Origin of the sequence: Bosea sp. OAE506, assembly GCF_040546595.1 — a bacterium.
GTDB lineage: Bacteria > Pseudomonadota > Alphaproteobacteria > Rhizobiales > Beijerinckiaceae > Allobosea.
The window spans coordinates 643,353-668,745 of sequence record NZ_JBEPOB010000001.1 but is presented as its reverse complement, the minus strand read 5'-3'; the positions used below and the strand labels follow the sequence as shown (position 1 = coordinate 668,745).

Below are 25,393 nucleotides of genomic sequence, written 5' to 3'. Positions count from 1 at the left end.
CGCAGACGCGCCCAGGGCGGCGGGATCGGGGCTTGAGGGTTCAGACGCCGGCGATGGCGGTCTGGATGCCGCTGGCGTCGATTTCCTTCGCATAGGCCTGCATGATCGGCTCGGCGAGCTTCTGCATGGTGGCGCGGTCCTCGAACGGGATCCGCTTCAGCCGGCCCGCCGCCTCGAGCCTGGCGAGGATCTCGGAATCGCCGCCCGATTCGACCTTGCGCTCATAGTCGGCGGCTTCCTTGCCGGCCTGGATCACGGCGTCCTGCAGGTCCTTGGGCAGGGTCGCCATGGTCTTCATCGAGAAGCAGATCGGCCGGACCGAGACCGCGTGCTGGGTCATCAGGATGTTGGGCGCGACCTCGAAGAACTTCATCTGCTCGATGCCGGCCGCTTCATTCTCCGCCGCCGAGATGACGTTGTTCTGGATGGCGTTGTAAATCTCGTTATAGGCGATCACCGTCGGCGACATGCCGATGGCCGCGAAGCTGCGCGACCAGATCGGCGCGCCCTGGACGCGAACCTTCAGGCCCTTGATCTCGGCAACGTTCTTCAGAGGCTTGTTGGCGAAGAGGTTGCGCACGCCGCCGCCGCCATAGCCGATCAGCCGGACGCCGGCCTTCTTCTCGATCTCGTCGGCGATCGGGTTGAGTAGACCCTTGTTCACCACCGCTTCCATATGGGCGAAGTCGCGGAAGACGAAGGGCGCGTCGATGAAGGGCGCGGCCTTGGCGAAGGTCGACATATGGGCGGGCGAGACAACCGCGTAGTCGACGTTCTTCCCCTGCGCCATGTACTCGAAATACTGCTTCTCGAGCCCGAGCGAGGAATCCTTGTGCAGGGTGAAGTTGACCGGCTTGTTGTAGAGCGCCTTCACGCGCTCCTCGAATTTGAGGAGGCCCTGCGTGAACGGGTGCGCGTCGCCGAACTGCACGGCGCCGACCAGCGTCGGTACGGCCTGGGCCCGGACGATGGCGGGGGCGGCGATCGTGGCGGCCACCGCGCCGATGCCCTTGAGCAAGACTCTGCGTTCCATGAAAAATGTCCTCTCCCTGCACGCCCCTCTGATGGGAGCTTTCGACAGTTTGTCAGACAATCCCGGGCTTGGCCATCACCAAGAACGGCCGCTGCAAACGACGATGAAGTTGCTGACCTTTCGGCAGGAATGGGTGTTCTGCCGGGCCCTCTGGGCTCGAAAAAGCCCTTGGCGGCGTGTATTGCGCGCCGCTTCCCTTGCGCGAGCGGCGACGGAAAAGCTTGCCGCAGCCAATCCGGTACTGGCTTTTGCCGGGCAAAACAGCATGATCGGGAGCGGTCTCATCATCTGTTGAAGGTCGGATTAGAGATGAACGGCGCCTTCGCTCGCGAGCCGACCTTGTGGCGGCGCATCCTGCAGTCTCCGTTCACGCGTCTGGTCCTGCTCGGCGGGCCGGTCTTTGTGCTGATGGTCGCCAGCAACACCCTGATGGAGTATTTCAAGGCGGCGCCGTTGAAATCCATCGCGGTCGCAGCGGGCCTGGCGGCCATCGCGACCGCCTTCTATGTGGGATATGCGCGCTGGATCGAGCGCCGTCCCGTCGACGAACTGTCCCTGTCGGGCGCGGGGCGGGAATGGGCCACCGGCCTGCTGGTCGGCGCCGGCCTCTACAGCGCCTGCGTGATGATCCTGATCGCCTTCGGCATGTACCGCATCGAGGGCCTGAACCCCTGGACCTTCGTGATTCCGGCCGTCGCGATGGCGCTCAGTTCGGGCGTCTTCGAGGAGCTGATCTTTCGCGGCGTGCTGTTCCGCTGCGTCGAGGACATCTTCGGCAGCTGGATTTCGCTGGCGGTCTCAGCCCTCGTATTCGGCCTCGTGCATCTGGCGAACCCGGCCGGCACGCTACTCGGCGCGATTTATATCAGCATCGAAGCCGGCCTGCTGCTGGCGGCGGCCTATATGCTGACCCGTCGTCTCTGGCTCAGCATCGGCTTCCACATGGCGTGGAACTATACCCAGTCCGCCATTTTCTCGGGGATCGTCTCCGGGAATGCGCCCGAGCCGGGTCTGATCCGCTCCAACATCAAGGGGCCCGACCTGCTCACCGGCGGCAGCTTCGGTCTGGAATCGTCGCTGATCGCCTTTGCGCTCTGCACCGCAACGGGCGTTGTCATGCTGATCCTGGCCGTCAGGCGCGGCAGGATCGTGCCGCCGCTCTGGAGGCGCACCGGCTGACCCGCAGCGGACGCGTCAAACCGCCGACGGTGGCGCCGCTATGCAGTTGTGGGGAATGGCGGACAGGGCGGGATTCGAACCCGCGATACGGTTTCCCGTATACACACTTTCCAGGCGTGCGCCTTCAACCACTCGGCCACCTGTCCGGCGCGCTGCTTATGACCGCGGGGCGGACTTCTTTCAAGCGCGTTCTCGCAGCCCTCGACAGATCGCGCCGCGGGGCGCGGTTCGCCCGGTTGCAAAGGGGCGGGCGAAGGGGCACATCGGGGCGGCCGGCCAGAGCTGCGCCACGGAAGGCGCCCGGCCCGATCGGTGCGGATTGAGCGAAGGAGTGTGGCGCTTGCGGTTCCTGCTGCGGCTTCTGGGTTACCTGCTCGTGGCGGCCGGCTTCGTCTCCCTCGTCATCGACGGCGCCCGCTCCATAGCCAATTCCAGCCTGCGCTATACGCCCGTCGATCTCGCGGTGACCACGCTGTCGGGTGCCCGCAGCGAAGCATTGCGGCCCCTGGTCGAACGCCACCTCCCAGCGTGGGTCTGGGATCCGGTGCTGACGACCCTGCTGCTGGCGCCCGCCGCGCTCGTCGCGCTGCTGCTCGGCTTCCTGCTGCTCCGGCTGGGCGCCCCGCTCGAGCCCGGCATCGGCGTCGTCACGAGACGGTGAAGCGGCGAGGGCCACACCATCTGTCGAAAACCGGCCGCGATCCCCATATCATGACGGAAACCGATACGGAGCCCGCCATGTTCTTCCTGCGCAAGAAGACCGCCCTGCCCGAGGCCCACGAGGCCCTTCCTGGCCGCGACACGCCGCTTCCGACGGCCGAGCGTCACTTCGTCAACAAGCGTCCGCTCGTCGGCCCCTACCCGGAGGGGATGCGGGTCGCGATCTTCGGGCTGGGCTGCTTCTGGGGCGCCGAGCGCAAGTTCTGGCAGATGGGCGAGGGGATCTGGACGACCGCGGTCGGCTACATCGCAGGCTTCACGCCCAACCCGACCTATGAGGAGGTCTGCTCGGGCCGCACCGGCCACAACGAGGTGGTGATGGTCGTCTTCGACCCCGCCGTGCTGCCCTATGAGGCGCTGCTCAAGACCTTCTGGGAAAGCCACGACCCGACCCAGGGCATGCGCCAGGGCAACGATGTCGGCACGCAGTACCGCTCCGGCATCTATGTGACGGATGCGAGCCAGCGCGCCGTCGCCGAGCGCTCCCGCGCCGATTACCAGCAGGCGCTGGCGGCGCGCGGCTATGGGCCTATCACCACCGAGATCCTCGATTCGCCGACCTTCTATTTCGCCGAGGACTATCACCAGCAGTATCTCGCCAAGAACCCGGCCGGCTATTGCGGGCTCGGTGGCACCGGCGTCTCCTGCCCGATCGGCGTGGGCGTCGCAGCCGCCTGAGCGGCCGGCTTGAAGGCAAGGCGGGCGGCGTGGCACATGCGAGCCACGGCGGCTGGTGAGGGGCGGGAACGATGGCGGGCGAAAGCTTTGACGGGGGCGAGGCCGCCTCGCGCAGTGGGGGGTTGTCGCGCGGCTTCGGCGAGGCGCTGTCCTTCAGCCGCTGGCTGCTGGCACCCTTCTATCTCCTGCTGGTCGTCGGCCTGGCAGGCCTCCTGCTGAAGGCGCTGCAGGAGGCCTGGCACTTCATCACCCATGTCTTCACCGCGACGGAGGCCGAGGTCATCCTTGCGGTGCTCGCGCTGATCGACCTCACCTTCACCGGCTCGCTGATCGTGATCGTGATCTTCTCGGGCTACGAGAACTTCGTCGCTAAGATCGATGCCGGCACCAGCCGCAACTGGCCGGAATGGATGTCGAAGATCGACTTCTCCGGGCTCAAGCTGAAGCTGATCTCATCGATCGTCGCGATCTCGGCCATCCAGCTCCTCAAGGCCTTCATGAATGTGAAGGGCACCAGCGACCGCGACCTGATGTGGTACGTCGTGGTCCATGTGGTCTTCGTCGCCTCTGGCCTGGTGATGGCCTGGACGGACCGGATCTCGGGCGAGGCCAATGGTGGCAAGAAGGGCAAGGGGACGCCCTCCGCGCCGACGACCTGACGCCGGCATGTGGGCGGCGTAACCAAGCCTTAACTTTTCAGTTGATCGGCGCTGGAAAGCCCAAGACAGTGCCTCCCTTTATCGGGAGCCTGACATGTCACTGCATCGTCGTTCGAAATTCGTCGTCGCCGGTCTCGCCCTTGGCGGCGCGGCCCTGGCCGCCGGGCTCGCGTTCGCCCAGGCGCCGGCCTTCTTCCGCATCGGAACCGGCGGCACCGCCGGCACCTATTACCCGATCGGCGGCCTGATCGCGAACGCGATCTCCTCGCCCCCGCAGCTCGTCTCCACCGCCGTCGCCAGCAACGGCTCGGTCGCCAACGTCAATGCGATCGTCGGCGGCGCGGCCGAGTCCGGCTTCGTCCAGGCCGATGTCGCCTTCTGGGCCTATTCCGGCACCGGCGTCTTCGAGGGCAAGCCGAAGATCGAAGAGTTGCGCTCGATCGCGAACCTCTATCCCGAGAGCGTCCACCTCGTCGTGCGCAAGGCCTCGAACGTGAAGAGCGTCGCCGACCTCAAGGGCAAGAAGGTCTCGCTCGACGAGCCCGGCTCCGGCACGCTCCTGAATGCCAAGGCAATCCTGGCCGCCTTCGGCGTCGGCGAGAAGGACATCACGCCCGAATATCTCAAGCCCAACCAGGCGGCGGAAAAGATGAAGGACGGCTCGGTCGACGCCTTCTTCTTCACCGGCGGCTTCCCGGCGGCGGCGATCTCGGAGCTGGCCTCGACCGGCTCGGGCATCGACATCCTGCCGATCACGGGCGCTCCCGCCGAGAAGCTCGCCAAGGACTTCCCCTTCTTCGCCGTCGACGAGATTCCGGCCGGCACCTACAAGGATGTTGGTGCGGTCAAGACGGTGGCCGTCGGTGCCCATTGGGTGACCTCGTCCAAGATCTCGGCCGACACGGTCTATGCCGTGACCAAGGCCCTCTGGAGCGACAAGGCCCGCGCCGCGCTCGATTCCGGCCACGCCAAGGGCAAGGCGATCCAGAAGGCGACTGCCCTCAACGGCCTGCAGGGCGTGCCGCTGCATCCCGGCGCCGAGCGCTTCTACAAGGAAGCCGGCCTGCTGAAGTAAGGCCACTGACGGCCGCGTATCCGCGCCGTCATCCCGGACAAGCCGCGAAGCGGCGCCGATCCGGGATCCATGCCGGAACCGTTCCGGAATGGATCCCGGGTCTTCGCTTCGCTGCGCCCGGGATGACGCGCGCTTCCCTTTGCGTCGGATTGCACGCGAACTGATCGAAAAAGCGCCCATGACCAGCCAGCCCACCGCCGCCGAACTCGCAAAGCTCGAGGAGGAACTCGATCCCGAGATGCAGTTCCGCAAGGTGCCGCATGGCACCGCGCTGATCGTTGGCGGGCTGCTGCTGGCCCTCTCGGCCTTCCACTACTACACCGCGGGCTTCGGCCTGCTGCGCGAGACGACCCATCGCGGTGTGCACCTCGCCTTCGTGCTCGGGCTGATCTTCCTCGTCTTCTCGGCCCGCAAGAGTGAATCCGGCACGGTCTACGCCTCGACATGGCTGCGGCCGGGCGGCGTGCCGCTCTATGACTGGATCTTCGCGCTCGCGGTCGCGGTCTCCAGCCTCTATGTCCCCTGGATCTTCGAGGACATGGTCTTCCGCGTCGGCAATCCCTCGGGGCTCGACGTCGCCATGGGCACGATCACCATCGTGCTGATGATCGAGGCGACGCGCCGCGCCATCGGCTGGGGCCTGCCGCTGATCGCGCTCTTCGCGATGACCTATGCGATCTTCGGCAACTGGTTTCCGGGCATCTTCCTGCATCCGGGCTCGACCTGGTCGAACCTCGTCAATCACCTCTACCTGACCAGCCAGGGCGTCTATGGCGTCGCTCTCGGCGTGGTCGCGACCTACGTTTTCCATTTTGTGCTGTTTGGCGTGCTCGCCACCCGCATCGGGCTGGGCCGGCTCTTCCTCGGCGTCGCGGCGGCCGTCGCCGGGCGCTATGCCGGCGGGCCGGCCAAGGTCTCGATCTTCGGCTCGGCACTGTTTGGCATGATCTCCGGCTCCTCGGTCGCCAACACCGTGACCGTCGGCTCGCTGACGATCCCGATGATGATCCGGCTGGGCTACAAGCGCCACTTCGCGGCCGCCGTGGAATCGACCGCCGCCACGGGCGGACAGATCACCCCGCCGATCATGGGGGCGGCCGCCTTCCTGATGGTCGAGTTCCTCAACCTGCCCTACGCCACCATCATCATTGCCGCGATCATCCCGGCCTTCATGCATTTCTTCGGCGTGCTGATGCAGGTGCATTTCGAGGCGAAGCGCTCGGGCATGGGCGGCATGACCGATGCCGACGCGCCGAAGCTCTCCGAGGTCTTCGCCCGTGACTGGCCGACGATCGCGCCGCTCTTTGCACTGATCATGGTGCTGTTCACCGGCTACACGCCCTATCTCGCTGCCTTCTGGGGCATCACGGGCTGCATGCTCGTCGGCCTGGCGCAGCATCGCGCCGCCTCGGCCCTGGTCTTCGCGGTCGCGATCGGCATCGCCGCGCCGACCGAGTTCCTGCGCGTGCCGGGCGTCAATCTCGGCCTCACGGCGGCGGCCTTCCTGGTCATGGCCCATGGCGTGCTGATGAAGTCGGTTGAGGGCCGCAAGCGCGTCGACGACATGATCGACGCCTTCATCCTCGGCGCAAAATACGCCATCGGCGTCGGTGCGGCCGCCGCGACCGTCGGCATCATCGTCGGCGTGGTCACGCTGACCGGCGTCGGCTTCAAAATTTCCTGGATCGTGACCTCGCTGGCCGACCAGTGGGCGCGCGGCGTCTCCGGGTTGATCCCGTTTTTCCCCTTCGACCTGAAGAGCGCGACGCTGTTCTTCACCCTGCTGCTGACGGGCGTCGTCTGCATCCTGCTCGGCTGCGGCGTCCCGACAACGGCCAACTACATCATCATGGTGACCGTGGCGGCACCCGCGCTCGGCATGCTCGGGGTCAACCCGCTCGTCGCCCATTTCTTCGTGTTCTATTACGGCGTGCTGGCGGACATCACGCCCCCAGTGGCGATCGCGGCCTATGCCGGGGCGAGCATGGCGGGCGCCGACCCGTTCAAGACCGGCAACACCGCCTTTAGATTGGCGCTCGGCAAGGTGCTGGTGCCCTTCGTCTTCGTGTTCTCGCCCTCCATGCTCATCATGGTGCCGGGCTTCACCTGGACCGAGCTCGTCGGCTGCACCGCAGCCTGCATCATCAGCATCACCTTCCTCTCCGCGGCCTTCTCCGGCTGGTTCCTGGCCACGCTGGCGATGTGGGAACGGGTGGTGATCGGGCTTGCTGCCCTGCCGATGATCCTGGCCACGCCGACCAGCGTGCTGGCGGGCTTCGTCATCGCCGCACCCGTACTGCTGCGACAGGTGGTGGCGCGCAGGAATGCGGCCGCCCCCGCCTGAGTTCCTGATCTGTTCTTGCGCGCGGCCCGAAGCTCCGCTAGCCTTCCCTCGGGCATGGGGTGGCGCTGATGGTGACGCGGGTCGCGACGGTGGCGTTCGAGGGCATCGAGGCACGCGCCGTCGATGTCCAGGTGCAGGTCACGCCCGGCGGCGTCAATTTCATCCTCGTCGGTCTGCCCGACAAGGCAGTGGGCGAGAGCAAGGAGCGGGTGCGTTCGGCGCTGATTGCCTCGGGTCTCGCCCTGCCGGCCAAGCGCATCACGGTCAACCTCGCTCCGGCCGACCTGCCCAAGGAGGGTAGCCATTACGATCTGCCCATCGCGCTCGGCGTCATGGCGGCGATCGGGGCGATCCCCGCCGATGCCCTCGCCGGTTACACCGTGCTGGGCGAACTCGCGCTCGACGGCTCGATCAGCGCAGTCGCGGGCGTGCTGCCGGCGGCGATTGCGGCCTATGGCCGGGGGCAGGGGCTGATCTGCCCCCATGCCTGCGGGCCGGAAGCCGCCTGGGCGGCGGCCGACATCGACATCCTCGCGCCGCGCTCGCTGATCCAGCTCGCCAACCACTTCAAGGGCACGCAGGTGATGGCGCGGCCGGAGCCGGCAGTCGCCCGCCAGGCCGGCCCGTTGCCCGATCTCGCCGACATCAAGGGCCAGGAAAGCGCCAAACGCGTCCTCGAGATCGCAGCCGCCGGCGGCCACAACCTCCTGATGAACGGCCCGCCCGGCGCCGGAAAGTCGATGCTGGCGAGCCGGCTGCCCTCGATCCTGCCGCCGCTCGGCCCGCGCGAACTGCTCGAGGTCTCGATGGTCCTGTCGGTCGCGGGCCATCTCGCCGAGGGCGCACTGACCGACCGGCGGCCCTTCCGCGCGCCCCACCATTCGGCTTCCATGGCGGCACTCGTCGGCGGCGGCCTGCAGGCCAAGCCCGGCGAGGTGTCGCTCGCCCATCACGGCGTGCTCTTTCTTGACGAACTGCCGGAGTTTCAGGCCCAGGCGCTGGATGCCTTGCGCCAGCCGATGGAGACCGGGGACGTGCTGATCTCGCGCGCCAATCACCGCGCGATCTATCCGGCCCGTTTCCAGCTGGTCGCGGCAATGAATCCCTGCCGATGCGGCAAGGCGACCGAGCCTGGCTTCGCCTGCCGTCGCCAGCAGAACGAGCGCTGCATGGCGCAGTACCAGAGCCGCATTTCCGGCCCGATGCTCGATCGCATCGACATCGCCATCAACGTGCCCGCGGTCACCGCCGCCGACCTGATCCTGCCGGCGGCGAGCGAGGGCTCGGCCGAGGTCGCCGCCCGCGTCGCCGCGGCGCGGCGCTTGCAGACGGCCCGTTTCGAGGCGCTGGGCCTGAGTGGTGTCACCACCAACGCGGCCTGTCCTGCGCCGGTGCTCGACGAGATCGCGCGGCCCGACAATGCCGGGCTCGCCCTGTTGCGCGACGCTGCCGATGCCATGCGCCTGACCGCGCGCGCCTATCACCGCGTGCTCAAGGTCGCCCGCACGCTGGCCGATCTCGATGGCGAAGCCAGGGTCGGCCGAATTCATCTGGCGGAAGCCCTGTCCTACCGCACGCGCAGCGACCAGGTCGCGCAGGCCGCCTGAGCGTCGGCGGAGCCTGAGAGGGTTAACGAATTGCCCTCAATGCACCGTTGCATTCGCGCTTTCGTCCAACCTTTCCTCAACGCGCCGCTGCTAGGGTGGCGCCATGGATATTTCCTCATCATCCTGGGCAGCGGTTTCGCTGCTGGTGCTGGCGCTCTTCGCCACCGTTGCCGCCGTTCTGCTGCTGCGGCAGCGCGAGCGGATCGTCCAGCAGGCGGCGGAACTCGCCAGCGACGTCGAGGCGCTGAACGACCGCCTCTGGGTGCTGGCCGACAGCGAGGAGCATTACCGCAGTCTGATCGAGGCGCAGGGTGACCTGATCGTACGGCGCGACGGTGCTCGCATCGTTTATGCCAATGGCGCCTATGCTGCCCTGCTGGGGCTCGACGAGGCGCAGGTGGTCGGCTCGCTCGCCCAGCCGCAACTCATCGCCTGCCGACCCGCTCTGGCCCTGGAGGGTGGTGCCCGTGTCTTCGACGAATGCCTGGCGACGCCGCAGGGCGAGCGCTGGGTCTCCTGGGTCGAGACAGTGGTCCCGGTCGCGCTGGGCCAGACCGTGCTGCAGCGTGTCGGGCGCGACATCACCGCCCGCATCGCCGCCGAGCAGGAACTGGTCGAGGCCCGCGCCCGCGCCGAAAGCGCCAATGAGGCGAAGTCGCGCTTCCTCGCCACCGTCAGCCACGAATTCCGCACACCGCTCAACGGCATCCTCGGCATGGCCGATCTGCTCGGCGACACCGGGCTCGATCCGGAACAGGCGACCTATGTCCGAGCGCTGCGTACCTCCGGCGAGGCGCTGCTTGGGCTCGTCGACGATATTCTCGATTTCGCCAAGGTCGAGGCCGGCAAGCTCGAACTCGCCAGCGAGCGGTTCGATCTCGGCGTTCTCGTCGAGACCGTCTCGGAGCTGATGGCCCCGCGTGCTCAGGTGAAGGGCATCGAGCTCGCCGCCCATCTCGCGCCCGATCTGCCGACGCATCTCGTCGGCGACCGCGACCGCCTGCGCCAGATCCTGCTGAATCTCGTCGGCAACGCGATCAAGTTCACCGATCAGGGCGGCGTCGGCATCCGCATCGGCCGCGATGCGGAGACGGTCGTCATCGAGGTCGCCGATACCGGCCCCGGCATCCCCGAGGAGCGGCGCCAGGCCATCTTCGAGGAGTTTGAGCAGGCCGATGTCTCGCCCGCGCGCCGTCACGAGGGCACGGGCCTCGGCCTCGCCATCGTGCGCCGGCTCACCGGGCTGATGGGCGGCTCCGTCGGGGTCGAGGCCAGGGATGGCGGCGGCTCGCTGTTTCGCGTGCGCCTGCCCCTGCCGGTCGCCGACGACGCCCAGCACGCGGCACTGCCGGACTGGCGCGGCAAGCGCGTGCTCGTCGTCTCCGGCGCGCCTTTCGGCGCCGGCTTCCTGCGCGAGACCATTCTGGCGGCCGGCGGAGACGCCCTTGTCGCCAGCGATGCGGCGGAGGCCCGCGCGCTGCTGCGCGGCACGGCCGGCTCCGATGCGGCGTTGATCGACCAGGAGATCGGCCGGACGGAAGCCATTTCGCTGGCGGCAGAGGCACGCCGTGCCGGTGTCGGCGATTGCCTGATCATGCTCTCGCCGCTGGAGCGGCGCCAGTTCGGCTCGCCGCGCGAAGCCGGCTTCACGGGCTTTCTCGTCAAGCCTGTGCGCGCCCGCTCGCTCTATCAGCGGCTTTCGCCGCGCCCCGTCCTGCTGGCGGCAAGCGCCGAGCTGGCAAGCGCTCCCCCACAGTCGCCGGCCCGCCCGCGCCTGACCGTGCTCGTGGCGGAGGACAACGAGATCAACGCCCTGCTGGCGACCCGCACGCTGGAACGCTTCGGTTGCGCCGCCGTCTGGGCGCCGGACGGCCCCCGGGCGCTGGCCGCGATCGAGGCGGGGTTCGCCGGCGATGGGCCGAGCTTCGATCTCGTCCTTCTCGACATCCGCATGCCGGGCATGGACGGCCTCGCCGTCGCCCGCGCGGTGCGGGAGAAGGAGACGCAGAGCCTCGGCCGGGCACCTCTGCCGCTCGTGGCGGTCAGCGCCAATGTCGCCGAGGGGGACCGCGCGGCGGCGCTCGCGGCCGGCATGGATGATTGCCTGGCTAAGCCTCTCGAACGCGCGGCGCTCCAGCGCTGGCTCGACCGCGTCGCCGCGTCGCAGCCTCTGAGCCGGTCGGCCTAGCGCTACGTCACCACTTCGTCGCAGTTCCGTCGCGAACCCGTCAGATGTCGGGCGCATATCCGGCCCATTGCCAGAACGTGCGGCCCGGGGGACAAGACGACGATGGCACCCGACCTCCAAGGACGCTTCCGAGAGCCGGCTCGCAATGCCGTGGCGGCGGGCCTCCTCGCCTCGGGGCTTGCTCCCTTGCGGCGGATCGGTGGCGAGACCATTCGCCGTTTCGGCCTTCAGCCGGCTCAGTCGGACCCTCTGGCCGGAACGCTCGGCCGTAGCGGCTCGCTCGAAGTCCGCCTCGCGCGCGGCCCCAGCGAAGTCTGGCGGGCGCAGCGCCTGCGCTACCGGGTCTTCTACCAGGAGATGTCGGCGAAGCCCGATGCCGTCTCCCGCATGTTTCGCCGCGATGCCGACCGCTTCGACGCGGCCTGCGACCATCTGCTCGTGATCGACCATGCCGCGCGCGGCCGCTTCGGCGGCGTGAAGCCGAAGATCGTCGGCACCTACCGGCTGATGCGGCAGGGCGCGGCCGAGCGGCTGGGCGGCTTCTATACGCAAAGCGAATTCGACCTTGCGCCGCTCATCGCCCGCCATCCGGGCCGGCGCTTCCTCGAGCTCGGCCGGTCCTGCGTGCTGGAGCCCTATCGCGGCAAGAAGACCGTCGAGCTGCTCTGGCACGGCATCTGGGCCTATATCCGCCACCACCGCATCGACGCGATGTTCGGCTGCGCCAGCTTCGACGGTACGGATCCGCAGGCCCTGGCCCTGCCGCTGAGCTTCCTGCACCACCACGCCCGCTCGGCCGGCGAATGGAGCGCCACAGCTCATGGCAAGCAGCGGGTCGAGATGGATCTTTTGCCGGCGCAGATGGTCGACGCCAAGCTCGCGCTGAAGCAGATGCCGCCCTTGATCAAGGGCTATCTGCGGCTCGGCGCCCGCTTCGGCACCGGCGCCGTAATCGACCGGCAGTTCGGCACCACCGACGTGCTGGTGATCCTCCCGGTGGAGGCGATCGACCAGCGCTATGTCGCCTATTACGGCGATGAAGGGCAGCGCTACGCCGCGTGAGCGCGTGGCGGCGGGCTCAGTCCCCGCCGGCCAGCAGCACCGGCAGCGCCTCGCGATAAGTCGCATACCGGAAGGCGTAGCCGAATTCGCGCTTCACCAGCGCGTTCGAGACACGCTTGTTCTCGCCATAGAAGCTTGCCGCCATGGGGGAGAGCTTCGCCGGATCGAACGGCGTCTCGGGTGGCGGCGTCAGCCCCGACAGTGCCGCGGCATGGACCACCACGTCCTGGGGCGGGGCCGGCTCATCATCGGTGACATTGTAGACCGCACCCGGGCGCGGTGCGGCGATCGAGGCCATCAGCACGCCGGCGATGTCGTCGACATGGATGCGGTTGAACACCTGTCCGGGCTTGACCAGCCGCGTCGCGGTGCCGGTCCGCAGCTTCACGATCGGGTTGCGGCCGGGCCCATAGATGCCCGAGAGCCGGAAGATCTGCACGGCCTTGCCGGTCCGCTCGCCCAGCGCCAGCCAGTCGCGCTCGATCTGCAGGCGCAGCTGCGAGCGGAAGCTCGGCCGCGGCGCGGTCCCCTCGTCGATCCAGGCGCCGCCATGGTCGCCATAGACCCCGATGGTCGAGAGATAGCCGATCCAGCGCAGCGATGGCGCCGCCGCGAGCAGGCTGCCCAGCCGGTCGAGCGCGGGGTCGCCGGCTTCCGCCGGCTGAACCGAGACCAGGACGGCCTCGGCCTCCGCGATCGCCGTCGCCAGCGGCGATGAGACGGCGAAACCGTCGAAGACGAGCGTACGAATGCCCTCCTGGCTCAGCCGCCCGGCCTTCTCGGCCGACCGCACCGTGCCGGTCACCTCCCAGCCGCGCGCCAGCGCCTCGCGGGCAAAGAAGCCGGCGGAATAGCCGACGCCGAGGATCAGGAGCTTCATGAGGCGGCATCCGTATCAGGCGGGAGCGCCAGCCATTCGCGGCGCACCTCCTCGTCCTTTTCCATCGCGAACGCTCGGCCTGCAAGCGTCCGGGCCTGCGGCGGATCGAGCCGGATCAGCGCCCAGACCGCCATCGCCCGCACGAGCGGCGAGGGGTCGGCCAGCAGCGCCACGGCGCTCGCCGCAAGCGCGGGACGGCCGCTGTTGCCGATCGCGATCAGCACATTGCGGATGAAGCGGTCGCGCCCGGTGCGCTTCACCGGCGTGCCAGCGAAGAGCGTGCGGAAGGCCGCGTCGTCGAGACGGGCGAGGTCGTCCAGCGGACGTGCATCGAGCCCATCGCGCAGCGAAAGCCTCGTCTCGCGTGCCGCCTTGGCGAACTTGTTCCAGGGGCAGACGGCGAGGCAGTCGTCGCAGCCGAAGACGCGGTTGCCGATGCCCGGCCGCAGAGCAGGGTCGATATGGCCGGGATGCTCGATCGTCAGATAGGCGATGCAACGGCGCGAATCGAGCTGGTAGGGCGCGGGAAAAGCGTCTGTCGGGCAGATCTCGAGGCAGCGCCGGCAGGAGCCGCAATGGTCGCTCTCGGGCGCGTCGACGGGCAGCTCGGCGGTAGTGTAGATCGCGCCGAGGAAGAGCCAGGAGCCGTGCTCGCGCGAGACCAGGACCGTGTGCTTGCCCTGCCAGCCGAGTCCCGCCGCCTGCGCCAGCGGCTTCTCCATCACCGGCGCGGTGTCGACGAAGACCTTGACGTCGGCGCCACTCTGGGCGGCGAGCAAGCCGGCGACGCTCTTGAGCTTGCCCTTGATCACGTCGTGATAGTCGCGCCGGCGCGCATAGAGCGAGATCGCCGCCTTGTCGGGATGGGCGAGCGCCGCCAGTGGATCGCCCTCGGGCGCATAGCTCATGCCGAGCATCACGACCGAGCGGGCTTCGCTCCAGAGCCGGCGTGGCGCGGCGCGCTGGTCCGTGCGCTCTTCCATCCAGGCCATCTCGCCCTGGTGACCCTGCTCCAGCCAGAGCGCGAGCCGGCCGGGCGCCTCGGGGATCGAGTCGACCGAGGCCACGCGGGCGACGGAAAAGCCCTCCGCGAGGGCGCGGGCAACGACCGCCTGCTTGAGGCGCTCGGGCTTCAGAAGTCGAGGTCGTCGTAATGGGCGCTCGGCGCCATCCCCGGCACCCGGTCGCTCAGCAGCGGCCGGAAGCTCGGCCTCGACTTGATCCTCGCATACCATGCGCGCGCCGCTTCATCCTCGTCCCAGGGCACGTCGCCGAGATAGTCGACGCAGGAGAGATGCGCCGCCGCGGCGAGGTCGGCATAGCTCAGCTCGGAGCCGGCCAGCCAGTTCCGCTTGGCCGTCAGCCAGGCGATGTAGCGCAGATGATAGCGCACATTGGAACGGGCCGCGCGGATGGCGCTCATCTCGGGCGGGCCGCCACCTTCCTCGCGGCCCATGAAGCGCTTCATCACCTTCTCCAGCACGAGCGGGGCGGTGATCTCCTCGTTGAATTTCAGCGAGAACCAGTCCAGCAGGCGGCGCACCTCGACACGCTGGCCAGGCCCCTCCGGCAGGAGCCGGCGCTCGGCCAGCGCCAGCCCGCGCGTCTCGTCGAGATATTCGGCGATGGGGCCGGCGCCGGGCACGGCCAGCCCGTTTTCCTCGCGGAACACCGGCGTCGTGCCGGCCGGGTTCATCTCGAGAAATTCGCGCCGCCGTTCCCAGACCCGCTCCTCGACGAGCGTGGCCTCGAGGCCGAACTCCCCGAGCACGAGACGGATGAAGCGCGAATGCGGGCATAGCGGATAGTGGTGAAGCGTCGCCATGGCACTCATGAATCAGGCTGGTGGGGCCGAAGCGGGGCCGCTGGACAGAATTTTGTCCCGAGAGGGCAGGGCGCCGCTATAAGGCGGCGCGCGCGGCCTCACAACCCGCCGGGCCGCGATTCTCGCGCAATCGCCATGATGCGGTTGGGATTTTGGTAACCAATTCGCAAAGGCCTGGGCGTATCGATGCCCACGGCCCCGGGCGGACGCACCGTCCAGACAGCGACGAGGACGAGCCGCCATGGAAAACCTGTTCGAGGCGCTGATCCTCGGCATCGTCGAGGGGCTCACCGAGTTCCTGCCGGTGTCCTCGACCGGCCATCTGCTGCTGCTCGGCCATTTCCTCGGCTTCGAGTCGAACGGGAAATCCTTCGAGGTCCTCGTCCAGCTCGGCGCCATCCTGGCGATCACACTGGTCTATTTCCGCCGCCTGCTCGACATCGCGCTGCGCCTCCCGAGCGACCCGGCCGCGCGGCGCTTCGTGCTGGGCGTGCTCGTCGCCTTCCTGCCGGCGGCGCTGATCGGCGCCCTGCTGCACGGCTTCATCAAGGGCGTCCTGTTCAACCCGGTCATCGTCTGCTGCACGCTGATCGCCGGCGGCCTCATCCTGCTGGTCGTCGACGATCTGGAGCTTGAGGAGAAGCACCAGGACGCCACCACCTTTCCGCTCGCGATGTATCTGAAGATCGGGCTGATCCAGTGCCTGGCGATGGTGCCCGGCGTCTCCCGCTCGGGCTCGACCATCGTCGGCGCCATGCTGCTGGGCGCGAGCAAGCGCGCGGCGGCGGAGTTTTCCTTCTTCCTGGCCATGCCCACCATGGCGGGTGCCTTCGCCTACGACCTGCTCAAGAACTACAAGACCCTGACGGTCGACGACGTCACGCTGATTGCAGTCGGCTTCGTCGCAGCCTTCGTCGCGGCCCTGATCGTGGTCCGCAGCTTCCTCGATTTCGTTTCGAAGCGCGGCTTCGCCCCCTTCGCCTGGTGGCGCATCGTGGTCGGCCTGTTCGGTCTGGCCGGGCTCTGGATCCACGGCTGACGAACGCCGAACGGGCGGACTTGCGGTCCCTGTCTGCCTGCAGCACGCTGTCTGAATGGAACCTGGACCGGCCGCTCCAGACGAGGCGCGCTACGATCTGTGCATCGGCCAACCGGGCCGGTTCGCAAAGCGCTCCAACGCGACACTCCGCTTGACCGACGAAGGCATCGACTATGAGCTCGACGGTCGATCGGGCCTGCGCCCCTATGCCGGGCTGAAGGCGGTCCGGATTCAGCTGTTCTCGCCGGCCCCGAACCTCTCCGCGCTGATCCAGCTCGACTTCATCAAAGGCTGGCCCCTGGTCGTGCATTCCTCCACGCTGGATGGCCAGATTGCCGAGGGACGAAGCCGCGCCTTCGTCGACTTCCTCGCGGATCTGCATCGCCGCCTCTCGCCGCAGGACAGGGCTCGCATCGTCTTCCGCCGGGGCTTCTCGCCGATCAGGCACCTCGTGATCACGATCGGCGCCGTGGTGATCGCGGTTCCCACCTTCGGGCTCCTGCTGTTGGCTCTTGTGGGACAGGTACCGATCGGCAAGGCGATCTGGCCCGGTATTCCCGGTGGATTGCTGGCCGCTGGTTTCCTCCAGCTCGCTTTCTGGTCCCGCCCGGGCAGCTATGATCCCGAGCGATTGCCGGATGGGCTCTGGCCGCGGAACTAGCCGCGTGCTTCACCCTGCGCGGGCTTCACCCTGGATGTCCCGGCCCGTCCTCCCGGCTCTGCTGAGGCGGCAGGCCACGCGGCAGCGTCGCCGGCTCGCGCTCGATCATCCGGTGGACGACGGGCGGATTGGGTCCCTTGTGCAGGGCGCGCACCCTGTCGGTGATCTCGGCATCAGCCTGGGTGATGCGTTGCGCCTGCCGCACATACTCGACCCAGGTCGGCGTGTCGTAGCGCTCGATCCAGAGCTCCGGATCGGTCAGGTCGCGCAGCAGGGTCCAGTGCCGCGCGCCATCGCGGCGGCGGATGCGGCGGCGCTCGGCCATCGCCTTGAGGAATTCGACCACGTCCTCCTCGCGGATCAGCCATTCGATGGTGACGATTACCGGGCCGCTGCGGGGCTCGATGTCGACGGCGACCTTCGGCTCGCGCCAGCGGCTGAGCGGGTCGAGATTGAGCGCCTCCAGCGGGGGCAGCCTGTAGCGGAACCCGAGCGCGGCGCCGGCCAGCAGGGAGAAGGCGGCGAGCAGCAGGGCCTGCTCCGGCCCGTAATGCAGCACCGCCTGGCCCCAGACCCAGCTGCCACCTGCCATGCCGCCAAAGGCCGCCATCTGGTAGATCGCCAGCGCCCGGCCCACCACCCAGCGCGGTGCCGAGAGCTGCACCGTCGCGTTGAAGGTGGAGAGCGTCATCACCCAGCAGGCGCCGGCCACCGCCAACGCCGGCAGCGTCAGCCACATCGTCGTGCTGATGCCGACGAGCGCGGCGGCAAGCGCATTGGCGCCGAAGGTCGCCCGCACCAGCGATTCGGTCGAGAGCATCCGGCGCAGCCTTGCGCTCAGGAAGGCGCCGACCACCGCGCCGGCCCCGAAGGCGCCGAGCAGGATGCCAAACACCAGCGGCCCGCCCTGGACGAGGTCGCGCGCGATCAGCGGCAGCAGCGCCAGCGCCACAATGCCGCCGAAGCCATAGGCAAATGCGCGCAGGATGACGCTGCGGATGTTGGGCGACATCGCGACATAGCGCACGCCGGCGCCCATCGCGATCAGCAGCGTCTCGCGCGGCAGCACGCGCTCGACCTTGGGCGGGCGCCAGCGGGCCAGCACCGTGATCAGCGCGATATAGCTGAAGGCGTTGAGGACGAAGGCCGCGACCGCCCCGGCTGCCGCGACGATCGCGCCGCCGATCGCCGGGCCCACGCTGCGGGCGATGTTGAAGGCGACGCTGTTCAGCGTCACCGCGGCCGGCACGTCGCGCCGCGGCACCATATCCCCGACCGAGGATTGCCAGGCCGGGTTGTTCAGCGCCGTGCCGCAGCCGATCAGGAAGGTGAAGCCGAGCAGCAGCCAGGGCGTCATCAGGTCGAGCCAGGCGGCGGCCGCGAGCAGGACGGACACCGCCAGCAGGAAGCCCTGCGCCGTCAGCATGATCCGCCTTCGGTCGTAATTGTCGGCGATCGCGCCGGCGGTCAGCGAGAACAGCATCACCGGCAGCGTGGTCGAGGCCTGGACGAGGGCGACCATGTCGGGCGAATCCGCGATCGCCGTCATCATCCAGGAGGCGCCGACCATCTGCACCAGCCCGCCGAAATTCGAGGCCAGGCTGGCGATCCAGACCGCCCGGAAGATCGGCTGGCGCAGCGGCACGAAGAGCGAGTTGCGCTCGGATGCCGGCTCGACACCCTCCGCGGCGAGCTCCGCCCTGGCGACGTCGGCTACCGGCTGGGCGTGAGGATCGTCTGGCATGTCACAGGGTTAGAGCCTGTGTCCCGGCCTGCCAACCCGGTTGACTGCAAGGGCGATGCTCACCGGGCGACGCCCGCCGCCTGGGGGCTGCGACCCCGGCGGGGGCGGTCCGCCCGGCGGTGGCGGAAGGCGCCCACTGCGGCGATCGCGAGCCCCGCAAGCGCAACCCAATGGCCGGGGCGCAGCGAAGCCAGATCCTGATAGATGAGAATGTCGCCATTGGCCTGGAAGACCAGCCAGGCGGAGGCCCCCGTCGCGAAGGCATACCAGGCGGTTTCGCACAGCGCCGTGGCGAGTCCTGTCATGAGCGCGGCGGCCACCAGCACCGGCGGCGTCAGGGCGACCTTGAGCCGCTCCAGCCCGCGATAGACCATCAGCAGGCCGAAGAGTCCGCTCATCAGCACGGGCTGCGTCACGTCGATTTTCGACTGCAGCGCGAAATGCAGCAGCGCCAGCAGCATGACGGGGTAGACGAGATTGTGCAGGCTCTGCCAGCGACGCGCGCCCATGCGCCGGATCATGCCGTCGGTCGAGGTCATGCCGAGCGCGACCAGTCCGGCCAGCGCGGTGATGCCGACGACCAGATAGAAGCGCTTGACGATCTCGGAGACGATCAGCCCCCAGTCGAAGGCGAGGTCGATGCAGTAGAGCGCCAGATGCGCGCTCGCATAGGCCAGCACGGAGAGCCCGAGCATCCGCCGCACGCCGATCAGCTTGCCCCAGTCGAGGATGCGCCGCAGCGGCGAGACGGCGAGCGTCACCAGCAGCAGCCGCACCGCCCAGGTGCCGGTGTCGTGCACGGCACGCGTCCAGGGCTTCGAGCCGAGCTGGCCGGTCCAGGCCTCCGCCGCCAGGATTAGCGCCGGCAGCAGCACGAGCAGGAAGACGCCGAGCCGCAGGCCTGACAGGCGTCCCTGCCGGTCCAGCCATGGCAACCATCCGTTCATTCCGGTCTCTCCATTCGCTCTGCGTGCTTGCGATACGCGAGAGTTCGGGCATTTGTCCCATCGCGGTGCACACAAGCCCGTGAGCCTCGACCGTGAGGGGGAAAGCCACCATGCCTACCGCAGTCTTCGATGTCGGCAATGTCCTCGTCCGCTGGGACCCGTTCCGGGTCTATCGCGAGATGATCCCCGACGAGGCGAAGCGTCACTGGTTCCTGCAGAACGTCTGCACCGCAGCCTGGAATCTGGAGCAGGATCGCGGCCGCAGCTGGGAGGAGGGCGTGGCGCTGCTGGTCGCCAGCCATCCCGAATGGGAAGCGCAGATCCGCGCCTATGACGAGCGCTGGCACGAGGCGGTTCCGGGCATGATCGAAGACAGCGTCGCGGTGCTGGAGGACCTCAAGGCCCGCGGCGAGAAGGTCTATGCGATCACCAATTTCTCGCGCGAGAAATGGGCCGAGTGCCTGATCCGCTTTCCCTTCCTGCAAAGCTTCGACGGTGTCGTCGTCTCGGCCCATGAGCGCGTGATCAAGCCGGATCCGGCGATCTACCAGATCCTCTTCGAGCGCTACGATCTTGCGCCGCAGGACTGCATCTTCATCGACGACAGCGCCAAGAACATCGAGACTGCCCGGTCGCTCGGGATGCAGGGCATCCATTTCGTCGAGCCGATCGATCTGAGGGCGGAGCTCGGGAGATGCGGCCTGGCGGTCTGACCCCGGCCGACGGCGGCCGGCACCTCAAACGGCCTCGCTGGCGGTGAGCCGGCCGGACCCTTGCATCCCCGCTACGGCGTTCCAGGCGGCGCCCGCCGCCCGGAATTAAGACTTACGGAAAGAGACGCGAAACAGCCCGTTGCTTTGCGCTGCATCGTCAGCCTATTCAGACTGAACCGGATCTGGGGACCATGATGTCGAAAATCGTTCCTGTCGTGATGTGCGGCGGCGCAGGCACGCGCCTTTGGCCGGTCTCGCGCGACACCATGCCCAAGCAGTTCATTCCGCTCCTCGGAGAGGTCTCGACCTTCCAGCGGATCATGCGCCTGCTCTCGGACGGCGCGGTCTTCGGGCGCCCGATCGTGGTGACCAATGCAGAGTACCGCTTCACGGTGCTCGACCAGCTGCAGGCGATCGGCGTCAGCGCCCAGATCGTGCTGGAGCCGACGCGGCGGGACTCGGCCGCCGCGGTCGCGACGGCGACGCAGCTCGCGCTCGCGGCCGATGACCATGCGGTGGTCGGCGTCTTCGCGGCCGACCACGTCGTTCAGGACGGCGCGCTCTTCGTCGAGACCTGCCGCCGGGCGGGCGATGTCGCGGCTGAAGGACGGATCGTCACCATCGGCATTCCTCCCACCCATCCCGCGACCGGCTATGGCTATATTCGGCCGGGCGAGGCGATCGGCGAGGCGGCGCGTGCGGTGGCCGCCTTCGTCGAGAAGCCCGATGCCCCAACGGCCGCGCAATATCTCCTCGACGGTTATTTCTGGAACTCGGGCAACTTCATCTTCGACGCGGCGACGATGAAGGCCGAGCTCGAGGCCTTCGAGCCGGATGTCGTCGGCCCCGTCGTCGAGGCGGTCGCCCAGGCTCGCAACGATCTCGATTTCCTTGTGCTCGACGCGGCCGCCTTCGGGCGCGCCAAGAAGATTTCGATCGACTATGCCGTGATGGAGCGGACCAAGAAGGCCGCCGTCCTGCCCGGGCATTTCGGCTGGTCGGATGTTGGCGGCTGGTCGGCCGTCTGGGATCTCGCCGACAAGGATGGCGAGGGCAATGCCATCGAAGGACGCGGCTATGTCCTCGAAGGCGCCAACAACCTCATCCGCTCCGAAGATGCGCTGGTCGCGGTGATCGGCCTCGACGACATCGCCGTCGTCTCGACCCGCGACGCCGTGCTCGTCACGCCCAAGGCCCGCGCCGACAAGGTCAAGGACATGGTGGCGCTGATCACCGCCCGCGGCGAATCCGAGGCCGGAGCCCATCGCGAGGTCCAGCGCCCCTGGGGTCGCTACCTGTCGATCGATCTCGGCATCCGCCATCAGGTCAAGCGCATCACGGTGAAGCCGGGCGGCGTCCTCTCGCTCCAGAAGCATTTCCACCGCGCCGAGCATTGGGTCGTGGTCCGCGGCACGGCGGAGGTCACGCGCAACGACGAGACCATCGTCGTGCACGAAAACGAGTCGATCTATCTGCCGATCGGCTGCGTTCACCGCATGGCCAATCCGGGCAAGATCCCGCTGGAGATCATCGAGGTCCAGGTCGGTTCCTATCTGGGCGAGGACGACATCGTCCGCATCGAAGACATCTACAGGCGGTCGTGATGACCAGCCTGAAATTCGGAACCTCCGGCCTGCGAGGCCTTGTCTCCGAACTGGTCGGTCTGCCCGCCTACAGCCATGTCCGCGCGTTCTGCGCGATGATCGCTGAGGACGGCGCGGCCGGTCCCGGCGGCGAGGTGCTGATCGGGCGCGATCTGCGCTCCTCCAGCCCGCTGATCGCCGCACAATGCGCGCGGGCGGTCGCCGATGCGGGGCTGGTCCCGATCGATTGCGGTGCTGTGCCGACACCGGCCCTGGCGCTGGCGTCGCTGCAGGGCCGCGCGCCGGCGATCATGGTCACCGGCAGCCATATCCCGGATGATCGAAACGGGCTGAAATTCTACCGGAGCCAGGGCGAGATCGACAAAGCCGATGAAGGGCGCATCCTCGCCCATCACGCGGCATTGAACCTCTCCGCGGTGCCCGCCGAAGCCGCGACACCCGACAGTCTCGATGCGCTCTCGGCCTATCGGGCCCGCTATGTCGATTTCTTCGGGCCCGCGGCGCTGGATGGCCTTACCGTCGGCGTCTATCAGCACTCCGCCGTGGGGCGCGATGTGCTGTGCGAGATTCTGGCGGCGCTGGGCGCGAAGCCCGTGGCGCTCGGCCGATCGGACCGGTTCATTCCCGTCGATACGGAGGCGCTGCGGCCCGAAGATGTCGCGCTCGCAGCCGGCTGGGCGCGCGAAAGCCGGCTCGATGCCATCGTCTCGACCGATGGCGACGCCGATCGGCCGCTCGTCGCCGATGAAGCCGGCCGCTTCCTGCGCGGCGATCTCGTCGGCGCGCTGACGGCCAGTTTTCTGGGCGCGGACGCGATCGTCACGCCCGTCACCTCGAACTCGGCGCTGGACCGGCCGGGTCTGTTCCCGAAGGTCGTCCGGACGCGTGTCGGCTCGCCCTATGTGATCGCCGGCATGGGGCAGGCGGCGGCCGATGGCGCGGCCTGCGTCGTCGGCTTCGAGGCCAATGGCGGCGTGCTGCTCGGCTCAGATGTCGAGCGCGGCGGGCGCCGTCTCGCCGCCCTGCCGACGCGTGACGCGGTGCTGCCGATCCTCGCGGTGCTGACCGGCGTGGCGGAAGCCGGCGCGCCGCTGAGCCGCCTTGCCGCCGAGCGCAAATTCGCCGTCGCGCTGTCGGACCGCCTGCAGGAGGTGCCGCAGGAGAAGACCGCGGCGCTGATCGCGCGGCTCGATGCCGAGGACCCGGCCTTCCGCAATGCAAGCTTCGCCGCGCATGGCGGCGTCGCGGCGCGTGATCGGCGCGACGGCCTGCGCCTCACCCTGGGCGACGGCAACACCGTCCATTTCCGCGCCTCCGGCAACGCGCCCGAACTGCGCGTCTATGTCGAGGCGATGGACCAGGCAGCGGCGGGCCCTCTGCTGGCCAAAGGGCTGGCTCTTGCGCAGCAGGCGATGGATAGCTCGAGCGTATGGTAAGCGTGGCCGGGAAAGGCCTGCGCCGGATCGGCCGAGAATAGATCACTTATTTGCGCAGCTGGTTCTCGTGGACATCCATATCCCGAGACGCCTGCGCGACACTCACGGCGCGATCCCTGATCAGTAACCCTCCGCTGAGGGCCGCGGTCAGGGTGCCTTGAGGTTCTCGGCGCGGTGCCGCCAGTTCCAGGGCAAAAGCTCGCTCAGACGGTTCTGCGGGATTTCGGCGATGCGGGCGAGGACGTCTGCGAGCCAGGCTTGCGGATCGATGTTAGGCCTAGCGGTGCCGATGAGGCTGTACATGACGGCTGCGCGCTCGGCGCCGCGGTCTGATACGGCTATGAGCAGGCCTTGCGGCCGAGCGCGATGCCGCGTAACGCCCGCTCAGCGGCATTGTTCGTGAAGCAGACGCGGCCGTCGTCGAGGATGCGGGTGAAGCCGTCCCAACGCCGGAGCATGTAATCCATGGCCTGGGCGACGGGAGCGGGTAGCGAGAGATTCGCGCGATGCTCACGCATCTAGTCCTCGAGCCCAGCGACGAGCGGAGCGCTGCGCTCCCGGCGACCGGCTCGACGCTGCGCTGCCGCCATGCCGTAGATCTCGCGCTCGATGTCGAAGAGCGCTTCGATGCGGGTGACGGAAAACAAGCAGCGCCTTCTGTTCTTTTGGGTGTTTGGCGTTGCAGACGCGGTCACCAATCGTCAACGCCCTTGTGGTACCAAAGGGATCTCGAACATGATGAGCCGTTATGAAGCAGCAGGTATTCGAGCTGGCCTTCGGCACATTTCTCCTGACTCGCGCCGCCTCCTTACCGCCTCAGCCTAGCAGGGGTCAAGATTGGACGCCGATTGGAGTGCGTCCCTGCGGGTAGACATGATCAGGCTGCGGTTTTGACCGTGAGCCAGGCGTGTTGATCCTCGAAATGCTGCGGGCTGACATAGCCGAGCGAGGAGTGCAGTCGGCTTCCATTGTAGACCTGATCGATGAATCACGGAAGGTCGGCTCCGACGTTCTCGAAGGTCTCGTAGGCCATCAGATAGACGGCCTTGACCTTGAGCGTTTTCATGAAGCTCTCGGCCTTGGCGTTATCATATGGATTGCCGCGACGCTTCATCGACCCGACGAAACTATGTTCGGCGAGGGCCTGCCGGTCGCGTCCAGCCGCGTATTGCGACCCGCAGTCGGTGTGATGCACGCAGCCGGGTGGCGGCTTTCGCTTTTCGATGGCGGACCGCAGGGCGGCCAGCGTTAGCCTGACGTCAATCGAGCGACCGATGGCATAGCCGACGACCATGCGCGACCAAGCGTCGAGCATGACGGCAACGCAGACGAAACCCGCGGTGATCGCGACGTAGGTGATATCTGCCACCCAGAGCTGGTTCGGCCCATCCGGCACGATATCCTTTGCCAGGTTCGGGAAGATGAGCAGTTCGTGATCGCCATCGGTGGTGGCGATATAGCGCCGACGCCGACGCGGCTGAAGACCATGCTCGCGCATCAGGCGTCGGATATTCTTATGATTAACGACAAAGCCGCGGTGCCGCAGTGCTGCCTGCATCCGGCGGTAGCCATATGCCTCGAAGCTGTCGGAGATCGTCGCCATCGTCTCGACGAGCGCCGTATCGTCGATGCGGGTGGCCGGCTTGTCGTAATAGGTCGAGCGCGCGATCCCCAGCAGCCGACATCCTTCTGCGACGGAGATGCCGCGGGGCCGGTGACGACGGATGTAGTCCCGCTTCTCAGCCTTGGTCCGTGCTTCAGAGCCCGCTTTAGGAACTCGATCTCCAGAGCCTGCCTCGTTGTCGAAGGCGCCAGCCTCAAACTTCTGGATTCCGATCCGGACCAGGTTGCGTGACTGGTCGTGCCGGCGTGCGAGGCTGTGGAGCGTCTCGCCGGCCAGGTAATCCTGTGCCACCTGGCGTTTCAAATCGATGCTATGGGTGCGGTGTCGGGCCATGGGCTGCCATCCTTCTAAAGCCCAGCTCCCCGGTCGATTACC

At 67.8% G+C, this 25,393-nt stretch carries 22 protein-coding genes, 1 tRNA gene and 2 pseudogenes; 15 read left to right on the top strand and 10 right to left on the bottom strand.

Annotated elements, in window-relative coordinates:
• Positions 1-40 precede the first annotated feature (40 nt).
• On the bottom strand, positions 41-1,033 hold the full coding sequence (locus ABIE41_RS03200) for a TRAP transporter substrate-binding protein (protein ID WP_192643377.1): 993 nt from the start codon (positions 1,031-1,033) through the stop codon (positions 41-43).
• Here ABIE41_RS03200 and ABIE41_RS03195 point away from each other — a divergent pair.
• Positions 1,032-1,328, top strand: a complete 297-nt coding sequence (locus tag ABIE41_RS03195; RefSeq protein ID WP_192643376.1) for a hypothetical protein — start codon at positions 1,032-1,034, stop codon at positions 1,326-1,328. The genes ABIE41_RS03200 and ABIE41_RS03195 overlap by 2 nt on opposite strands.
• 14 nt (positions 1,329-1,342) lie before the next feature.
• A complete protein-coding gene (locus ABIE41_RS03190) occupies positions 1,343-2,212 on the top strand; it encodes a CPBP family intramembrane glutamic endopeptidase (protein WP_192643375.1) in 870 nt (289 codons plus the stop codon).
• 56 nt (positions 2,213-2,268) lie between these two features.
• Here ABIE41_RS03190 and ABIE41_RS03185 read toward each other — a convergent pair.
• Positions 2,269-2,358 (bottom strand) — tRNA-Ser (locus ABIE41_RS03185).
• A gap of 194 nt (positions 2,359-2,552) precedes the next feature.
• Here ABIE41_RS03185 and ABIE41_RS03180 point away from each other — a divergent pair.
• The 8 genes from ABIE41_RS03180 to olsB all read left to right on the top strand — a co-directional run bounded on the left by ABIE41_RS03180 (position 2,553) and on the right by olsB (position 12,545).
• Positions 2,553-2,873, top strand: coding sequence for a PetM family of cytochrome b6f complex subunit 7 (locus ABIE41_RS03180; protein ID WP_192643374.1), 321 nt, complete (start codon positions 2,553-2,555; stop codon positions 2,871-2,873).
• A gap of 77 nt (positions 2,874-2,950) precedes the next feature.
• Positions 2,951-3,610, top strand: a complete 660-nt coding sequence (gene msrA, locus ABIE41_RS03175) for a peptide-methionine (S)-S-oxide reductase MsrA (RefSeq protein WP_192643741.1) — start codon at positions 2,951-2,953, stop codon at positions 3,608-3,610.
• A gap of 71 nt (positions 3,611-3,681) precedes the next feature.
• Complete coding sequence (locus ABIE41_RS03170; protein ID WP_192643373.1) at positions 3,682-4,269, top strand: TIGR00645 family protein; 588 nt, start codon at positions 3,682-3,684, stop codon at positions 4,267-4,269.
• 94 nt (positions 4,270-4,363) lie between these two features.
• Positions 4,364-5,344 carry a TAXI family TRAP transporter solute-binding subunit gene (locus ABIE41_RS03165; protein WP_192643372.1) on the top strand — a complete coding sequence of 327 codons (981 nt, stop codon included), beginning with the start codon at positions 4,364-4,366 and terminating at the stop codon, positions 5,342-5,344.
• A 178-nt stretch (positions 5,345-5,522) separates the two neighbouring features.
• Entirely contained in the window at positions 5,523-7,688 is a 2,166-nt protein-coding gene (locus tag ABIE41_RS03160) for a TRAP transporter permease (RefSeq protein ID WP_192643371.1), read from the top strand.
• Between the two features lie 68 nt (positions 7,689-7,756).
• Positions 7,757-9,295, top strand: a complete 1,539-nt coding sequence (locus ABIE41_RS03155) for a YifB family Mg chelatase-like AAA ATPase (RefSeq protein ID WP_192643370.1) — start codon at positions 7,757-7,759, stop codon at positions 9,293-9,295.
• A gap of 103 nt (positions 9,296-9,398) precedes the next feature.
• Positions 9,399-11,483 (top strand): ATP-binding protein, encoded by a 2,085-nt coding sequence (locus tag ABIE41_RS03150; RefSeq protein WP_192643369.1) that lies wholly within the window; start codon positions 9,399-9,401, stop codon positions 11,481-11,483.
• Positions 11,484-11,585: 102 nt separating this feature from the next.
• Positions 11,586-12,545: a l-ornithine N(alpha)-acyltransferase gene (olsB, locus tag ABIE41_RS03145; protein ID WP_192643368.1), complete on the top strand. Its 960-nt coding sequence runs from the start codon at positions 11,586-11,588 to the stop codon at positions 12,543-12,545.
• Between the two features lie 16 nt (positions 12,546-12,561).
• On the opposite strand, the gene ABIE41_RS03140 is transcribed toward olsB, so the two are convergent.
• Genes ABIE41_RS03140 through ABIE41_RS03130 form a run of 3 tightly spaced genes read right to left on the bottom strand, consistent with a single transcriptional unit; the run spans position 12,562 to position 15,250 of the window.
• Positions 12,562-13,425, bottom strand: coding sequence for an SDR family oxidoreductase (locus tag ABIE41_RS03140; protein ID WP_192643367.1), 864 nt, complete (start codon positions 13,423-13,425; stop codon positions 12,562-12,564).
• A complete protein-coding gene (queG, locus tag ABIE41_RS03135; RefSeq protein WP_192643366.1) occupies positions 13,422-14,660 on the bottom strand; it encodes a tRNA epoxyqueuosine(34) reductase QueG in 1,239 nt (412 codons plus the stop codon). Before queG ends, ABIE41_RS03140 begins: the two co-directional genes overlap by 4 nt.
• Entirely contained in the window at positions 14,558-15,250 is a 693-nt protein-coding gene (locus ABIE41_RS03130) for a glutathione S-transferase family protein (protein WP_192643365.1), read from the bottom strand. The genes queG and ABIE41_RS03130 overlap by 103 nt, the downstream gene beginning before the upstream one ends.
• A 241-nt stretch (positions 15,251-15,491) precedes the next feature.
• Between ABIE41_RS03130 and ABIE41_RS03125 the strand changes: the two genes are divergently transcribed.
• Together ABIE41_RS03125 and ABIE41_RS03120 are read left to right on the top strand one after the other, a co-directional pair.
• A complete protein-coding gene (locus ABIE41_RS03125) occupies positions 15,492-16,289 on the top strand; it encodes an undecaprenyl-diphosphate phosphatase (RefSeq protein ID WP_192643364.1) in 798 nt (265 codons plus the stop codon).
• A 151-nt stretch (positions 16,290-16,440) separates the two neighbouring features.
• The gene (locus tag ABIE41_RS03120; protein WP_192643363.1) at positions 16,441-16,950 is read left to right on the top strand and encodes a hypothetical protein; all 510 of its coding nucleotides are present in this window, start codon (positions 16,441-16,443) and stop codon (positions 16,948-16,950) included.
• Positions 16,951-16,975: 25 nt separating this feature from the next.
• Here the strand turns inward: ABIE41_RS03120 and ABIE41_RS03115 are convergent, their stop codons facing one another.
• Together ABIE41_RS03115 and ABIE41_RS03110 are read right to left on the bottom strand one after the other, a co-directional pair.
• On the bottom strand, positions 16,976-18,694 hold the full coding sequence (locus ABIE41_RS03115; RefSeq protein ID WP_192643362.1) for an MFS transporter: 1,719 nt from the start codon (positions 18,692-18,694) through the stop codon (positions 16,976-16,978).
• A gap of 59 nt (positions 18,695-18,753) precedes the next feature.
• Positions 18,754-19,641: a protein-methionine-sulfoxide reductase heme-binding subunit MsrQ gene (locus tag ABIE41_RS03110; RefSeq protein ID WP_192643361.1), complete on the bottom strand. Its 888-nt coding sequence runs from the start codon at positions 19,639-19,641 to the stop codon at positions 18,754-18,756.
• A 110-nt stretch (positions 19,642-19,751) separates the two neighbouring features.
• Here ABIE41_RS03110 and ABIE41_RS03105 point away from each other — a divergent pair, with 110 nt between their 5' ends.
• The 3 genes from ABIE41_RS03105 to ABIE41_RS03095 all read left to right on the top strand — a co-directional run bounded on the left by ABIE41_RS03105 (position 19,752) and on the right by ABIE41_RS03095 (position 23,394).
• Positions 19,752-20,354: an HAD family hydrolase gene (locus ABIE41_RS03105; RefSeq protein ID WP_192643360.1), complete on the top strand. Its 603-nt coding sequence runs from the start codon at positions 19,752-19,754 to the stop codon at positions 20,352-20,354.
• Positions 20,355-20,545: 191 nt separating this feature from the next.
• Positions 20,546-21,958 carry a mannose-1-phosphate guanylyltransferase/mannose-6-phosphate isomerase gene (locus tag ABIE41_RS03100; RefSeq protein ID WP_354191742.1) on the top strand — a complete coding sequence of 471 codons (1,413 nt, stop codon included), beginning with the start codon at positions 20,546-20,548 and terminating at the stop codon, positions 21,956-21,958.
• Positions 21,958-23,394 (top strand): phosphomannomutase, encoded by a 1,437-nt coding sequence (locus ABIE41_RS03095; protein ID WP_192643359.1) that lies wholly within the window; start codon positions 21,958-21,960, stop codon positions 23,392-23,394. The genes ABIE41_RS03100 and ABIE41_RS03095 overlap by 1 nt, the downstream gene beginning before the upstream one ends.
• A 2-nt stretch (positions 23,395-23,396) precedes the next feature.
• Here the strand turns inward: ABIE41_RS03095 and ABIE41_RS24250 are convergent.
• From ABIE41_RS24250 to ABIE41_RS03085, 3 genes and pseudogenes are all read right to left on the bottom strand, one after another.
• Positions 23,397-23,545: pseudogene (locus ABIE41_RS24250) on the bottom strand (transposase); the annotation flags it as partial.
• Positions 23,542-24,041, bottom strand: a pseudogene (locus ABIE41_RS03090) (IS66 family transposase); the annotation flags it as partial. The pseudogenes ABIE41_RS03090 and ABIE41_RS24250, both read right to left, overlap by 4 nt.
• 341 nt (positions 24,042-24,382) lie before the next feature.
• Entirely contained in the window at positions 24,383-25,351 is a 969-nt protein-coding gene (locus tag ABIE41_RS03085) for an IS3 family transposase (protein ID WP_192643356.1), read from the bottom strand.
• Positions 25,352-25,393: the final 42 nt, after the last annotated feature.